At 36.7% G+C, this 16,652-nt stretch carries 14 protein-coding genes; 13 read left to right on the top strand and 1 reads right to left on the bottom strand.

The genetic code is table 11. The features are described from left to right. Positions 1-25: 25 nt before the first annotated feature. From FEU33_RS05605 to FEU33_RS05615, 3 genes are all read left to right on the top strand, one after another. Positions 26-952, top strand: coding sequence for an ABC transporter permease (locus FEU33_RS05605; RefSeq protein ID WP_146548432.1), 927 nt, complete (start codon positions 26-28; stop codon positions 950-952). Between the two features lie 120 nt (positions 953-1,072). Beyond that, positions 1,073-2,191, top strand: coding sequence for a BMP family ABC transporter substrate-binding protein (locus FEU33_RS05610; RefSeq protein ID WP_146548433.1), 1,119 nt, complete (start codon positions 1,073-1,075; stop codon positions 2,189-2,191). A 404-nt stretch (positions 2,192-2,595) separates the two neighbouring features. Continuing rightward, complete coding sequence (locus tag FEU33_RS05615; protein ID WP_146548434.1) at positions 2,596-2,853, top strand: DUF3243 domain-containing protein; 258 nt, start codon at positions 2,596-2,598, stop codon at positions 2,851-2,853. A gap of 300 nt (positions 2,854-3,153) precedes the next feature. Here FEU33_RS05615 and FEU33_RS05620 read toward each other — a convergent pair whose 3' ends face one another. Next, positions 3,154-3,693: a GNAT family N-acetyltransferase gene (locus FEU33_RS05620; RefSeq protein ID WP_146548435.1), complete on the bottom strand. Its 540-nt coding sequence runs from the start codon at positions 3,691-3,693 to the stop codon at positions 3,154-3,156. 404 nt (positions 3,694-4,097) lie between these two features. Between FEU33_RS05620 and FEU33_RS05625 the strand changes: the two genes are divergently transcribed. The 10 genes from FEU33_RS05625 (at position 4,098) to cysI (ending at position 16,467) form a co-directional block, all read left to right on the top strand. Beyond that, a complete protein-coding gene (locus FEU33_RS05625; RefSeq protein WP_146548436.1) occupies positions 4,098-5,339 on the top strand; it encodes a DNA polymerase IV in 1,242 nt (413 codons plus the stop codon). 11 nt (positions 5,340-5,350) lie between these two features. Beyond that, positions 5,351-6,295, top strand: coding sequence for a ribonuclease Z (gene rnz / locus FEU33_RS05630; protein ID WP_146548437.1), 945 nt, complete (start codon positions 5,351-5,353; stop codon positions 6,293-6,295). Positions 6,296-6,964: 669 nt separating this feature from the next. Next, positions 6,965-8,224: an allantoate deiminase gene (gene allC, locus FEU33_RS05635; RefSeq protein ID WP_146548438.1), complete on the top strand. Its 1,260-nt coding sequence runs from the start codon at positions 6,965-6,967 to the stop codon at positions 8,222-8,224. Next, a complete protein-coding gene (locus tag FEU33_RS05640; RefSeq protein WP_146548439.1) occupies positions 8,224-8,466 on the top strand; it encodes a hypothetical protein in 243 nt (80 codons plus the stop codon). Before allC ends, FEU33_RS05640 begins: the two co-directional genes overlap by 1 nt. Further along, entirely contained in the window at positions 8,463-9,761 is a 1,299-nt protein-coding gene (gene allB, locus FEU33_RS05645) for an allantoinase AllB (protein WP_146548440.1), read from the top strand. Before FEU33_RS05640 ends, allB begins: the two co-directional genes overlap by 4 nt. A gap of 982 nt (positions 9,762-10,743) precedes the next feature. Then, positions 10,744-11,514: a uroporphyrinogen-III C-methyltransferase gene (cobA, locus tag FEU33_RS05650; protein ID WP_146548441.1), complete on the top strand. Its 771-nt coding sequence runs from the start codon at positions 10,744-10,746 to the stop codon at positions 11,512-11,514. Positions 11,515-11,527: 13 nt separating this feature from the next. Continuing rightward, entirely contained in the window at positions 11,528-12,283 is a 756-nt protein-coding gene (locus FEU33_RS05655; protein ID WP_146548442.1) for a sirohydrochlorin chelatase, read from the top strand. Next, the gene (locus FEU33_RS05660; protein WP_146548443.1) at positions 12,283-12,444 is read left to right on the top strand and encodes a YezD family protein; all 162 of its coding nucleotides are present in this window, start codon (positions 12,283-12,285) and stop codon (positions 12,442-12,444) included. The genes FEU33_RS05655 and FEU33_RS05660 overlap by 1 nt, the downstream gene beginning before the upstream one ends. Positions 12,445-12,934: 490 nt before the next feature. Continuing rightward, on the top strand, positions 12,935-14,725 hold the full coding sequence (locus tag FEU33_RS05665; RefSeq protein ID WP_146548444.1) for an assimilatory sulfite reductase (NADPH) flavoprotein subunit: 1,791 nt from the start codon (positions 12,935-12,937) through the stop codon (positions 14,723-14,725). Between the two features lie 17 nt (positions 14,726-14,742). Beyond that, positions 14,743-16,467 carry an assimilatory sulfite reductase (NADPH) hemoprotein subunit gene (cysI, locus tag FEU33_RS05670; protein WP_146548445.1) on the top strand — a complete coding sequence of 575 codons (1,725 nt, stop codon included), beginning with the start codon at positions 14,743-14,745 and terminating at the stop codon, positions 16,465-16,467. Positions 16,468-16,652 lie beyond the last annotated feature (185 nt).

Below are 16,652 nucleotides of genomic sequence, written 5' to 3' on the forward strand. Positions count from 1 at the left end.
GAATTTTAAGAAAGGATGAGAGCTCATGGATATGGTTCAATTAATCCTAGCTGCTGCCATTTCCGGAGGCACATCACTGCTTTTTGCTGTTTTGGGTGGAATATTAAATGAAAAAGCGGGTGTGATCAATTTAGGAACGGAAGGGATCATGTTAATTGGAGCAGTTATATCGGCAATTTTTTACCTTCAAACAGAGAATCTATTTGTTACATTTTTAGTAATGCTAGTCGCTTCTGGACTTTTAGGGTTATTACATGCCTTTCTTTGTATTACAATCCGTGCGAACCAAATTGTTAGTGGTTTAGCAGTCACTTTATTTGGTACAGGCTTAAGTGCATATTTGGGAAAATCGGTAGCAGGTGTACCGATCCCTGTATCTATTCCTAAGATTGAACTTAGTTTGCTAGACTCAATACCATTTTTAAGCATTTTTTCAGAATTAGATATTTTTATTTGGATGAGCATTGCACTATCAATCATTCTTTACCTGTATATGTACAAAACTTCCTGGGGACTTCACTTAAAAGCAGTCGGTGATAATCCTTCAACATCAGATGCAATGGGAATTTCCGTTACAGCTTTTAGATATTTTCATGTAGTAGTGGGCGCCATGTTAATGGGAGTTGCCGGTTTTTATCTCATTATGGTGTACTCGCCAAACTGGATTGAAGGAATGACTTCAGGTAGAGGATGGATTGCGATAGCTTTAATCATTTTTGCAAGATGGAATCCAATTTATGCTCTTTTTGGTGCCTATTTCTTCGGGGGATTAGATTCTCTTGGCTTCAGGATGCAAATCTATAACTTTGACATTCCTTCTTACTTTCTAAAAATGATTCCGTATTTAGCCACAATTCTAGTATTAATGTTCTCCGGATGGAAGAATCGCCATAAACCATCAATTGAACCAAAATCATTAGGAAATCCATATTTCCGTGAACAAAGATTTTAAAAATGTCTATTGAGCAATGAAATAGTGGAATCCTTTTTTCTTAAATTAAAGGAGGGTGATGAGCTGATCAAGTTATGTCATGACTTAAAAATCTAAAAGTTCAATGAGGAGGAAGAGGGAATGAAGAAATTACTAATAACAGTGTTATGCATGGCACTTATTTTTGTGCTAGGAGCTTGTTCACAGGCGACAGAAAAAGAAACGACAAAATCAGAGGGTAATAAAGGAAGCGAAACAACAGAAAAAAAAGTACCAAGAGTTGCATTTGTTTATATTGGAGTGCCAACTGATGGCGGTTGGACAAAGACTCATGATGAAGGTAGAGAATTAGTTGATAAAACATTCGGTATTAAATCGACAACTGTAGAAAGTGTTCCAGAAGGTCCAGATGCTGAACGTGTTATTGAAGAACTTGCACAGGACCATGATATCATTTTTACTACAAGCTTTGGTTATATGGATCCAACTATTAGCGTTGCTAAAAAACATCCAGATGTTTTATTCATGCATGCTACAGGATACAAGACAGCAGAAAATGTTGGTACATATCAAACAAAAGGATATGAATCAGGTTATTTATCTGGATTAGCTGCTGGGGCAATAACAAAAAATAAGAAAATCGGTTATGTTGGTGCATTCCCAATTCCTGAAGTAATTTATACGATTAATGCATTTACTTTAGCCGCTCAAAGTGTGAACCCTGATACTAAAGTAAATGTTGTTTGGAGTAATACTTGGTTTGATCCAACAGCTGAGCGGCAGGCTGCGATTAGTTTACTCGATAAGGGTGTTGATGTATTAGCGAACTATCAAGATTCTCCTGCTGGCATCCAAGCAGCTGCTAAACGAGGCGTTTGGGGCATGGGGAATGATGCGGATATGAGTGAATATGCACCTGAAACGTATATTACCAACCCGGTCATTCATTGGGGACCATACTATGTAGAAGTAGTTCAAAGTTGGATTGATGGTACATGGAAATCTGAATCTTACCTAGGTGGCATTAAAGAAGGAATGGCTGATATTGCGCCATTCGGTAAAAATGTACCGAAAAAGGTTCAAGATCTAGTTAACGAGAAAAAGCAAGAAATGGCTGATGGTAAATTTGAAGTATTCAAAGGCCCTATTTACGACAACAAGGGTAAATTGCGTGTAGCTGAAGGAGAAACAATGTCAGTTGAAGACATTTTAGCAATGGATTGGTTAGTGAAAGGAGTGAATGGTACGATTCCTAAATAATCTATTCAATTAAATAAAGCTTTGAAAACTACTCTATCTTTTTCGGGATTAGGGTAGTTTTTTTATCATATATCTTTTTAAAATGGAGTGAATATTTAATAAAAAAAGTAAAATATTTAAATTTTATCCTTGCCTGCCTCTTCCTTATAAATAGACCCAATAGAAAACTGGAAAATGGGAAGGTAAATCATCATAAGATGCAGAGATTCAAATGTGCATCACATATTGGAAGAAAATTAATTTGTACCAATTAAGCGAAGTGTACTCATTTGGTGAGATAAACGTTTGAAAGTGAATATTTGAACAAAATGTTCAAAAAATTACTTTTAAATAATTTGTATAGCGTTACTCGTACATATTATTTTGAAAACTACCTATACTTACATTGTAAAGGAGGGATTTATATGCCAATATTAGACAACTGGCAACAATGGACATCATTTTTAGGTCAAAATGTAGATAAAGCTGAAGAATCTGGGATGCCTAATCATGTAATCCAACAAGCAGCGGTACAAATCGGAGAGTACTTAGCTAATAATGTTGATCCAAAAAATGAACAACAACGTGTACTGTCTGATTTGTGGGGAGTCGCTTCAGAAAGCGAAAAGGAATCCTTAGCAAATTGTGTTATTAAGTTAGTACAAAATAGTAAATTGCAATAAAAAAGTAAACAAAGCCTCGGATCGGTCCTCAGAAGATGAACGGTCTGAGGCTTTTCATATAATGTTTATATAGGATTTCAATTATCTGTTTTTCATTTCTATTCGCAAAAATAAATAGGCAGTAAGCTCTCACATCAGGCTTCCAGTAGTAAGCAAGAAAATAAGCGTGGGAACGACTCCCAGGCAAAGCCACACAGTATGAAGAAAATTCATATGACCTACTTATTAAATAGCCATGAAGCAAATTCCACTGTGACAGGCTTCACTTTTGTTGTTCTTCATTTATAAGTTGAGTTTGAGCTATTCACGTCTCCACTCATCAGCTAGTATGCTATAAACAACATGATCTACAAAATGATCATAAAGCCATTCATTACTACGTAGTATGCCTTCTTCTGTGTATCCTAAACGTTGTGGGATACTTCTACTTTTTTGATTGCCTACAGCAGCTCGAATTTCAACTTTATTCATATGTAATTCAACGAAAGCGTAATCAGTCAATGCTTTAGCTGCCTGAGTCATGATGCCATTTCCTTGATAGGCACTACTTAACCAGTAACCAATATAAGTGATTCGATTATTTCGGTCAATTTCATTAAATCCAGAAATTCCAACTATTTTGCCCTTCCAAATAATCACAAAATTCAACAGTGTACCAGCCTTTTCACCCTTTTGACTAGATATAATATAGTTTTTTGAATCTTCCACTGTTTTTGTAGTATCTACCCACGGTAACCATTCCCTTAAATATAGCCGGTCTTTGTCTGTTAAAGTAAATAGAATATTTGCGTCTTCTATCGTAACAGGTCGTAACAAAAGTTCATCGGAAATTTTTATCATCTGATCCCCACCTTTGAAGTATTCCTATCATTGTAATACAAAATTCTATTTTTTGACAATACATAATTGGAATTTTTATCCCGCTTTAACGGGCAGTAAGACCCCCATCTCAAGATTTAGAGAGAAACAAGAAAGATAGATGGAGGATCAATTCCCCGTTAAAATCCGATTGATTCGGGTCAACAAGATGTTGTCACAAGATGTGGCGCTTTTAACCTGAGTTCCTCTACTTCAGTGGGAAATGAAAAAAACCCCCACTGATGGAAGCTTCACTTTATCCCACATCTAACCATATTAAGACTCTCACTGTGTGAAGCATCATCTTATATTTGTAAATAATGTTGTATCATCTTTGTTTTTGTTATACTAGAGGGAGAACGTTTGGTCGATTATGGAGGAGATATATGGCTACTCAAGGGAGAATACTATTTCATATTGATATGAACTGCTTTTATGCTTCCGTTGAACAAGCGCATAATTCTGAATTAAAAGGGAAAGCATTAGCTATTGCGGGCAATCCAAAAGAACGAAGAGGTATTTTAGTGACTTGTTCTTATGAAGCAAGAGCAAAAGGTGTTTATACAACAATGTCTGTTTGGGAAGCAAAACGTAAATGTCCAGAACTTATCCTAATGGCTCCTAATTTTGAACGATATCGACAAGCATCACAAGCAATGTTTTCTATACTTCAGTCATACACACCATTAGTTGAACCGGTGTCCATCGATGAAGGCTATATAGATGTTACGAATATCGTGCATGGACAAAATGCTATGGAGCTTGCTGAATCTATTCAAATGCGAATTTTACATGAACTTGATTTACCGTGTTCAATTGGGATTGCACCAAACAAGTTCTTAGCCAAAACGGCTTCGGATATGAAAAAACCAATGGGTATTACCGTTCTAAGAAAACGTGATGTTTCCAAAATGTTATGGCATTTGCCTGTTATTGAGATGCATGGAGTAGGAGAAAGTACAGCTCAAAAGCTGAAGGGATTAGGAATTCTCACAATAGGAGATCTTGCTAATATAGAGGATTATGTGATGAAATCGAACTTTGGAAAAAACGGACTCCGACTGAAAAATCGTGCCAACGGGGTTGATCAGCGAGAGGTAGATCCAAACTCTATTTATGATACAAAATCAATTGGTAATTCGATGACCTTTCCAACTGACTTGGTCGAACTATCAGAGCTTATTGTAGCTATAAAGAAATTGTGTGGAAAAGTAGCAAAACGATTGGATGCCAAAAATTTAGTAGGATATACGGTTTCAGTGATGATTCGTGATACAGATTGGCAGAATAGCAGTCGTAGCAAAACAGTATCCAACGCTATTTATAAACAAACAGATATCGAATCTATTGCTATTGCGCTAACGAAAAAACATTGGAATGGTTCACCCGTTCGGCTACTAGGTGTAACTGTTAGTAATGTTATGGATAAAAAAGAAACGGTCGAACAGCTTTCTATATTCACGTTTGAAAAATATGTAAAGGAAGAACCCATATTGAAAATTGTGGAGGAATTACAGCATAAATATGGAAAAGATATTATTACCAAAGGCATTAAAAATGTGAAAAAAACAACTTATGATTCTCAAACAAGTTTTAGCAAAGACTTTTTAGATGATCATAAACGGTAGGAGGAAAATCATTGCATATTCAATTTTTAGGTACAGGTGCAGGAATGCCTTCTAAATCACGCAATGTAAGTTCTTTAGCTTTAAAATTATTAGAGGAAAGAGGGACCATCTGGTTATTTGATTGTGGAGAAGCGACTCAACATCAAATATTACATACAACGATCAAACCCCGTAAGATAGAAAAAGTGTTTATCACTCATTTACATGGTGATCACATTTATGGATTACCTGGCTTGCTGGGATCACGTTCATTTTTAGGAGGAGATCAGCCATTAACCCTTTATGGACCTAAAGGATTAAAAGAGTGGGTTCAACTGACATTCCAAACATCTCAAACACATTTAAATTATACGATTGAGTTTGTAGAAGTGGAAGAAGGGGTAGTTTTTGAAGACGAAGATTTTATCGTGACTGCCATGCCATTACAACACGTTATACCATGCTTTGGCTATCGAGTCGTGCAAAAGCCGTTGCAAGGTGCATTGCAATTTGAAAAGGCACAAGCTCTAGGGGTTCCCAAGGGTCCTTTGTTAGGACAACTCAAAAATGGCTATGATATTAGGTTAGAAGATGGGACGATGATTCGAAGCAAAGATGTCACAAATCCTCCTCAAAAAGGATTTACAGTCGCGATCTTAGGTGATACGCGTTACTGTGAAAATGCGGTTAAACTTAGTCAAGATGCAGATATCATTATCCATGAAGCGACTTTTGATCATTCTACTAGGGAATTGGCTTCCAATTATGGTCATTCGACGAATATGGATGCAGCAAATATTGCGCTTAAAGCAGGTGTCCAAAATTTATTGTTAAATCACTTAAGTGCCCGTTTTTTTCCACAAGACATTGAAAGAATGCTAAAAGAAGTGAAAAGTGTAATCCCCCATTCATTTATTGCAAACGATTTGGAAGAGTTTTGTTGGTCGCATGGGAATTTAGAAATCGCAAAAAAATAGAAAAATGTGTAAAAAATCTCTATCAAAAATTATTTGCTCTTTGTTCTTTTTGAAAATTTCAGACTGCTAACAAGCGTTATACAGACAAAGTGGAAAAAGGAAAACGCAAGTTATCAGTCTGAAAATAAATAGGAGGCTTCAACCTCAAGCTACTAACTGCTTTGATGGCACCGAGGATCATCGCTGTTATAGCTTGGATTGTATTATACGCTTGTAAGTAATCGAAAGTTTGTGCAAATGCCTTAGTTTTTATTAAATAAAATCAGGTGTGTTCACAGACTTGGCCTCAACTCCAGAGTCACTATGTTCCTGTAATGCTTTTTCGTAGGACTTTAAATAAATCCCCCTGAACTAATAATCATGAAAGAAATGTGTATACATTTTCGAGGAGTCACCGTCCTCCATTCACTCCAAAACTATCAAAATTAGTCAGCGTTAACTATTCGTTCTCAAGAAGAGAAGATTTTATGAAATTGATTCATTTATATATCATTTTCCTTTGAATCCACTGAAATTTATGTTATAGAAACTAACATAAAAAGTTAATAATTCGAACGTGATTTAGCTAAATTATCTAAAAAAAGGTATTACTTTCTACAAAAGCTCTAATGAACTCCGTCTGTTCTTTTTTTAAAATATAGATACAGCAAACAGAAGGGCGGGACATCAATGCTAAGGCTTTATTCATCTGAAAAATATAGAAGTGTTAAGCATTTTATAGATTGGTTAGCAACTTTTGGAGAAACAGAAGATGGTGGGGTGACAAGACTTCTTTATACGAAAGAATGGAAAAATGCTCAAAATGCACTTAAGCAAGAGATGAGCGGAATAGGGATGGAAACATATTTTGATACAGTTGGAAATCTATTTGGTCGTATTGAAGGAATAAAAGATAAACAACATGTTATTTTAACCGGATCACATATCGATACGGTAGTAGATGGTGGCAAATATGATGGTACCTATGGCGTTATCGCTAGTCTTTTAGCCACCAAAATGTTGCTTGATCAATATGGACGTCCGCAAAAAACAATCGAAGTAGTTTCGCTATGTGAAGAAGAGGGAAGCCGATTTCCACTTACGTATTGGGGATCTAAGAATATTACTGGAGAATATTCCTTGGAAAATATTAGATACTTAAGGGATTTAAATGATATCTCATTCCAACATGCAATGGGGGAGGCCGGATTTCCAATCTCATCTTATCAAAACAAAAAGCGAAATGATATTAAGCGTTTTATAGAAGTGCATATCGAACAAGGATCTATTTTAGAAAAAAATAAGGCAGATATTGGATTAGTTACTCACATAGTTGGTCAATGCCGTTTTACAGTACAACTGATAGGTGAAAGTAATCACGCAGGAACTACACCAATGGCTGAGCGAAAAGATCCAATGGTTTGTGCTGCAAATTGCATTGTTACATTAACTAAAAAAGCAGAGGCATCTTATTACCAAGGTTTAAGAGTAACAGTTGGCAGTATAAATGCAGAACCTAACGTTTCGAATGTCATTGCTAAAAGTGTTTCTTTTACTTTAGATGTTCGGCATCACGAAAAAGATATTTTACAAGAATATTGTGAAGATATGATTCAAATGATTAAAGAAAAGGCTATGAAAAGCGGTATTCAAATTAGTATAAAAAAATGGGCAGATAGTGAACCAGTAGCTTTAGATACTTCACTACATAGCCTGATGAGAAAAATTGTTAAAAATAAAGGCTTACGAGATATGGAGATGGTTAGTGGAGCGGGACATGATTCACAAATTTTAGGCATTCATTATCCAACGACTTTATTTTTTGTCCCAAGCCATAAGGGTATCAGCCATTCGCCATTAGAATTTACATCACTTCAAGACCTAGAGAATGGTGTATCAGTATTAAAAGAAGTTCTTTATAAATTAGCCTATGAAGGAGTGGAATTATAATGAAGTATCATCTCTTACAATCACCAAACCGTACAATTTTGGCGCCTAGATCGGTAGAAGTTGTTTCAAGGGTGCTTCAATCCATGAAACCATCAGAGCAAAATCGATTATTTATCGTTAATGCGGTACAATCTGTACGAATTCGTTATGGATACGAACCAAAACGTGTGCAAGCAGTAGCGGCAGCATTTGACTTTTATGGAGTCCCAAGTTATTCAATTGAATCAGGTGTTTACAAATGATGATATTATCAGGAGCATTGGTAGTTGAGCCTCATCAAGTGACACATTCAGACATTGCTATTCAAAATGGAAAGATTTTTGCGATAGGACCTAATTTGAGAAAAACGAATGCACAACAAGTAGATGTGACTGGAAAGATTATTATGCCAGGGGTTATAGATACACATGTTCATATCAATGAACCTGGAAACGAAGAGTGGGAGGGCTTTGAAACAGGAACATACATGCTAGCTGCAGGGGGTGTTACTACTTTTTTTGATATGCCATTGAACAGTAATCCACCTACCATTAATCTTCCTGCTTTCCAGCTTAAAAAACAATTAGCAAAGAAAAAATCATGTATCGATTTTCGACTTTGGGGAGGATTGGTACCTTCGAATTTATCACAGTTACATACATTAGCTGAAAATGGGGCTATAGGATTTAAGGCTTTTCTTTCTGATTCCGGGTTCCTACCTTTTTCATCCGTTAGTGACAGGATCCTGCTGCAAGGAATGTTTGAAATAGCGAAGATAGGAAAAATTCTAGCACTTCATGCAGAAAGTGATACGATCACATCTTTGCTTGCACAACAAAAGATAAAAAATGGAGCTTGTACTGCCCAAGATTATAACGAATCTCGTCCAGTTGTCGCAGAGGTAGAAGCAGTGCAACGTGCATTAGCTTATGCAAAAGTGACAGGATGTGCTCTACATTTTGTCCATATAAGCACACCACAATCAGTAGAAATTATCCACCACGCTAAACAATGCGGACAAGATGTAACGCTAGAAACTTGCCCGCATTATTTACTTTTTAATGATACAGCATACGATGCACATCATGTTTATGCTAAATGTGCACCACCCTTACGTTCTGAGTCTTTGCGTAGAGAGTTGATTCAACAATTGGTTGAAGGTAAAATTGACTATGTCGCATCTGATCATTCCCCTTGTCCCGCTTATATGAAAGAAGTAGGTAGAAATAATTATTTTGATGTTTGGGGCGGTGTTAGTGGAGGACAATTTACACTTCTTTCTATTTTACAAATTGCTGAACAATATGGTTTAACGTTAACAGAAGTAGCTCGATTAACTTCACAAGCACCTGCTGAAAGATTTGGTTTAAAGACAAAGGGGAAATTAGCGGTGGGAATGGATGCGGATTTTGTCATTGTTGAGAAAAAAGCATTTACAGTAGATAAAGATCAAATCTTTGCAAAGCATAAAGGGAATATCTATCAAGATCATACATTTGCGCATCGAATTGTTAGCACTTATTTAAATGGAAAGTTGGTATTCCAAGCTGATGAATAAATTTTTATAGCATGTTTTCTTTGCCAGAAGCAATATCATTGAATTTATTTATCACGTGTGTTGATTTTACAAAAATTAGGGATTCTTATTTGGTGTAATTTTTGAAAAACCTTGTATTTTTAGGACCATTTATAAAGATCTTCGCTGCGGCTTGCTCGAGTCCTCGAAAATGCAAGCATTTCCTTCGTGCGGTGTGATTCGAGGAAGAAAATTCAACGTCCCGCGAGAAAAGCGAATAGATGAGACTCCGCAGCGTAGCGATTAAGGAACGGGGGCTAAGGGCGCCACGTCCTGTGGCAACGACTCCGTGACCAACATCCTGTTGCCCCCAGCATTCGCCCGCAGGAAAGCGAGCAAGCCTTCGCTGCAATCAACGAATTCCTCTATTTTTATGGATTAAATTGGATAATCAACACGTCTGTTTATTTATATAAAAATCAATTTTATCCCGCGTTAACGGGCAGTATGACCCCCACCACAAGGTTTAGAGAGAAGCGAGAAAGATAGGTGGGGATCAACTGTAAAAGCCCGATTGGTTCAGCTAACCATCAGTGGGGGATGAAGAAAACCCCACTGATGGAAGCTTCACTTTACCAATCATTTTCTTCTTAAAAAATACGCTAATATACAATTTTGATAGTTGTGGAGCGAACGGCTACGACTTTTTGAAAAATGAAATATATGCCTTTTTTGTATGCAGAAAGTTGGACATTTGCAGATAAGAAATCACAATGGATTGTTAGAGATATATGTAATGTGGAGTGAATTAAATTTAAAAAAATATTGACAGTTTCTAAAAAGTATCATATATTATTTTTACAAGAATAGTAGGAATTGAAAAGATCGCTTACTAGAAAACTAGAGGCTCTTATTTTTTATTATTATATACGATGTATCTAGTATCATTGCTATATAAATATAAAATAATAGGAGTTTTTTTGCTTTTTAAAGGATTTTTTCGCGATAAAAGGGGATTAAATATATGGGGAAAGTATATATTGTGGGAGCAGGTCCAGGAGATATAGATTTAATAACAGTCAAAGGCTTGCATTGTATTCAAGAAGCAGATGTTATTATGTATGATCGCTTGGTCAATAAAGGATTATTAAAATATGCAAAATCAGGTGCCCAACTAATCTTCTGTGGTAAATTACCAAATCGCCATGCAATGATACAAGAATATATCAATCAATCATTAGTAGATTATGCACAGGAAGGAAAGATCGTCACACGCTTAAAGGGTGGAGATCCTTTCGTTTTTGGTCGTGGTGCAGAGGAAGCTGAATTTTTGTCAGATCATCATATTGTCTTTGAAATTGTTCCAGGTATTACTTCTGGTATCGCGGCTCCAGCATATGCGGGTATCCCGGTCACACATCGTGATATAAGTTCAAGTTTTGCTATTGTCACGGGTCATATGGGAGATGGGAAAGCTGATTCGATAAAATGGGAAAGCTTAGCGAAGGGAGTTGATACACTGGCAATTTATATGGGTGTATATAATCTTCCATATATAGTTTCACAGTTGCTACGTTGTGGAAGGAATCCAAAAACACCAGTTGCGCTAGTCCATTGGGGTACATATGAAAGGCAGAAGACTGTTACAGGGACGTTAGAAACAATTGTACAAACTGTCAAACAACATGCGCTCGAAAATCCAAGCATGATTATCGTAGGAGAGGTCGTCAATTTGCGACAAAAAATTCAATGGTTTGAAAATCACAAAGAGGAACTTCAACAAATTCCTATTTAATGAGGTGTAGTTGATGAAAGCGGTACTATATGTGGCCCACGGCAGTCGAGTGGAAGAAGGGAATCAACAAGCTATCTCATTTCTGAAAGAGGTTCAAAAGGAAATACAAGTACCCATACAGGAAATTTGTTTTTTAGAATTGGTTGAACCTACAGTGGAGCAAGGAATGACAAATTGTATTTTAAAAGGTGCTACAGAGATAGCAATCGTACCTATTTTACTATTAACTGCCAAGCATGCTAAAAAAGATATTCCTTTAAAAATCGAGAGGGGAAAACAACAATATCCAAAGGTCAAGTTTTCGTATGGTCGTCCACTGGGCATTGATCATCGATTAATCCAAACGATTTATAAAAGGATTGTTGAAAGTAATATCCCTATAACCAATAAGTCTGAAGTGCTTTTAATTGGTCGTGGCAGTAGTGATCCTGCCACATGGAGAGATTTCTTAGAAATTGCCACACAGCTTAAGCTCAAATTTGGTATTCGTAAGGTAGAGATTGCCTTTCTTTACGGTAAGGGTCCGCAGTTTGATACTTATTTACAAATATTAAAAGAAAGGCAATCAGAGCAACTATTTATCGTTCCTTATTTGTTATTCCAAGGAAAGCTGAGACAAGGAATCGATCGTAAATTGAATGAAACTAAAATCCCTCAAAATGTAATTATTTGTAATAGTTTGGGATATGACGAATGTGTAAAGGAAGTAGTTGTTGACCGTGTACGGGAAGTTTTAAACCCATTTCAACTAAAAGAGGTGGTGATATGATGGAGACTGATACTAAACCAACAAACGAGTATTTACGCAAAACATTAAGTGAAATCATTAGCAAAATCCAATATGGTTCTGTTCGAATTATTATTCAAGATAGCTATATTATCCAAATTGAAAAGCAAGAAAAAAAGCGTTATAAAATAAAACTGCAATAAAATCAATTTCACACAGTGTGAGTCAAATAGCTCATTAGTGTGAGATAAAAATTTTTCGACGCCTTTTATTTAATATCACGTGGGAAGAGCGAATAAAGTCTCGGAAAGAGCAAAAACCCATCCGAGAGAGCGAATAACCCCTTGGATAGAGCAAATAAAGTCCCTGAGAGAGCAAATAACTTCTCTGAAAGAGCAAATAAACCTTCCGAGAGAGCGAATAACCCCACGAAAAGAGCGAATAAATCACGGGAAAAGTGAACGTTGAGACCCAGCATGAGTAATTAAGGAGCGGAGTTGTGGTGCGCCATGTCCTGTGGCAACGACTCCATGACCAATGTCTTGTTGCCCCAAGGAGGTTCAAACCGTCCCAGTAGGAAAGCGAGCAAGTCATAGCCGAAATCGGCAAACATACTATATTTTGTGGGGAAAGTTGGATAATCAACACGCTTGAAAGTAAACATTACCATTAACCAATCTGAGGTGAATCAATTTGACATTAAAAGTTATCAACAGTCCATTTAGCGAAAAACAGGTAAAGCTACTAAATGAACTGTTACCACATTTAACACACGAACAAAAAATATGGTTAAATGGTTATTTGAGTGCACCAAACGCTGCTGTTGAAGTGACAGTAGATGAAAAGGAACAGAAAAAACCGTTAGAAAGTAAAACAATTACAGCTACTGTTTTGTATGGTTCACAAACTGGGAATAGCCAATCTCTAGCAGAAAAATTTTCACAACAACTGAAAGAAAATCAAGTAGATGTAACAATATCATCTTTGGCTGATTTTCCGACAAAGAATTTAAAAAAAATCGATCATTTAATTATCATTACAAGTACACACGGGGATGGAGAACCGCCAGATAATGCTATTCCATTTTATGATTTTTTGCATAGTAAACGTGCGCCCAAATTAGACCATCTTCAATATGCAGTTCTTGCTTTAGGAGATAGTTCCTATGAATATTTTTGTAAAGCTGGTGCAGACATCGATGAACAGCTAAAAAAATTAGGAGCTAGTCCTTTGATTGAAAGAGCAGACTGTGATTTAGATTTTCATGACGATGCACAAAATTGGTTTACACAATTACAACAAGAATTATTGAAATCTTCTGTTAAAATGGATTCTATACAAAATGTGAGTACCAAAACGCAACCGTCTTCTGCGTATGATCGTCAAAATCCCTTCCAAGCCAAAGTATTAGAGAAGATTAATCTTAATATGAATGGCTCAGACAAAGAAACCTATCATCTAGAGTTATCGATAGAGGGTTCTGGATTAGCATTTGAGCCGGGAGATAGTCTAGGGATTTATCCGAAAAACAATTTAGCACTCGTCACTCAGCTATTAAATGCTTTAAATTTTGAAAAAGATACACAGGTAAAGTTTGATGGTAAAACAGAAAGTCTATTATCAACTTTGTGGAATCGTGCTGAGATGACTGTTTTATCGAAACCTTTATTGCAAAAGATCACTAACTTTACTGAAAGTGAAAGATTAGCAGAACTTCTTGCGAATGATGGATGGAAGGATTATGTAATTGGTAGAGATTTATTAGATGTAGTAGAGGATTTTGCACCATTTACTTGGACAGCACAACAGTTTGTGGAACTTTTAAGAAAAATCCCCCCTCGTTTATATTCTATTGCAAGCAGTTATGAGGCCAATCCTGATGAGGTTCATTTAACAATCGGGAGAGTTCAATATGACTCTTATGATCGGACACGCTTTGGCGTATGCTCCAATAGCATTGCTGAAGAAATAGAAATTGGTGATACTTTACCTGTTTTTGTTCAGCATAACCCGAACTTTAAGTTACCTGAAGATCCACAGACACCAATAATACTGATTGGTGCGGGAACTGGGGTTGCACCATTCCGCTCATTTATAGAGCAACGGGAAGAGATAGAAGCTAAAGGTGATGCTTGGTTATTCTTTGGAGATCAGCATTTTGTAACAGACTTTCTTTATCAAATTGAATGGCAACGTTGGTTAAAAGAAGGTTATTTAACCAAAATGAATGTTGCTTTCTCTCGTGATACAGAACAGAAAGTTTATGTTCAACATCGCTTAAAAGAAAATGCGGCTGAAGTTTATAAATGGATTGAAAAAGGCGCTGTTATTTATGTATGTGGCGATGAAAAAACCATGGCACACGATGTTGATGTAACCTTACAAGAGATTTTAGCAGAGCAGGGCGGTCACTCAGCGGAAGAAGCAGCGAAAGCACTGAAAACACTACAACAACAGAAGCGGTATCAACGAGATGTTTATTAACAAGGAGGCGCAAGTTGATGACACAAAAAGCGACAGTACAACCCCCCCAAGGTACTCCTAGTGAAAATGAGAGGATCAAGCAAGCAAGTAATTATTTACGGGGGACATTAAAGGAATCCTTAGCCAATTCGTTAACAGGAGCAATTGCGGAAGACGATCAAGCACTTATTAAATTCCATGGAACCTATATGCAGGATAACCGGGATGAACGAGCAGAACGTCAAAAGAAAAAGCTAGAGCCATCTTATCAGTTCATGATTCGTGTAAGAATTCCAGGAGGTGCTGTAACACCGGAACAATGGCTGACTTTGGACCAATTAACCAATACATATGGTAGTGGTACATTAAGAGCAACGACTCGTCAAACATTACAGATCCACGGTATTTTGAAATGGAATTTGACCAAAACGATACAACAAATGAATACAGTATTACTAGATTCTATTGCAGCATGTGGTGATGTCAATAGGAATGTAATGTGTAATGTTATTCCAACGCAATCCCAAGTCCACCAGGAAATTTATGATTGGTCTGTGAAAATTAGCGAAAATCTATTGCCTCGAACCAATGCATACCATGAAATCTGGCTTGATGGTGAGAAAGTAGTAGATACACGACCACAAGAAGAAATAGAACCGATTTATAAAGCTTTATATTTGCCTCGTAAATTTAAGATCGGTATCGCGCTTCCTCCAAGCAATGATATAGACGTGTTTTCACAAGATGTAGGGCTAATTGCTATTGTCGAAGATGGAGTACTTGCAGGTTTTAATGTTTCTGTAGGTGGAGGAATGGGGATGACACATGGTGAAGAAACAACATATCCTCAGCTAGGAAAACTAATTGGCTTTATCAAACCGGAACAAGTACTATTGACTACAGAAACAATTCTGACGATTCAACGAGATTTTGGTAATCGCTCCAATCGTAAAAATGCTCGTTTTAAATATACGATCGATCGCTTTGGATTGGATTGGCTGAAAGAAGAATTAGAAGACAGGCTTGGCTTCAAACTTGAACCAGTGAGAGAGTATCATTTTGATCGCTCAGGGGATGAATTTGGCTGGAAAAAAGGCGAAGATGGTAAATGGCATTTTACCTTGTTTGTACAAAATGGCCGAATCAAAGATTTTGAAGACTATCCATTAATGACAGGGTTACGAGAAATCGCCAAGGTGCATAAAGGAAAATTCTATATGACTCCTAATCAGAATGTTATGATCAGCGATGTGGCGCCTTCACAAAAAAGTAGAATCAGCAGGCTTATCAAAAAATATAAGCTGACGGATGGGGCACATTATTCAGCGTTACGTCGTAATTCGATTTCATGTGTTTCTTTACCAACATGTAGTTTAGCAATGGCTGAAGCGGAGCGCTACCTACCATCATTAATTACTAAAATTGATGAAATAGTGGAGGAAGAAGGTCTTCAGGAAACAGAAATTACGATCCGTATGTCAGGATGTCCAAACGGTTGTTCACGTGCCGCGATTGCTGAGATCGGTTTTTTAGGAAAAGGACCAGGAAAGTATAATATGTATTTAGGTGCTGCTTTCAACGGAGAGCGATTAAATAAAATATATCGCGAAAATGTAGGAGAAGAGGAAATTCTAAAAGAGTTACGCCCAATCTTGCACCATTATGCAAAAGAGCGTCTTGAGGGCGAACATTTTGGCGATTTCGTCATTCGAGCTGGCTATGTAAAAGCAACAACGGATGGTACAAACTTTCATTCTAAATAGCATTATTTATATAAAAATACGATAATTTTAATAGAATAAAAAGTTCCATTCTATAAAATAATTTTTCTATAGTGAGAAATCTAACGCTATTTGTGTGAAACCTTAAAACACAGATCAACTAATGGAAAAGCAAAGGAGTTCAATTCAGATTGATGCTGAATTGAGCTCCTTTTTCTTGTAGAATT

Origin of the sequence: Rummeliibacillus suwonensis (genome assembly GCF_007896435.1) — a bacterium.
Taxonomy (GTDB): Bacteria; Bacillota; Bacilli; order Bacillales_A; family Planococcaceae; genus Rummeliibacillus; species Rummeliibacillus suwonensis.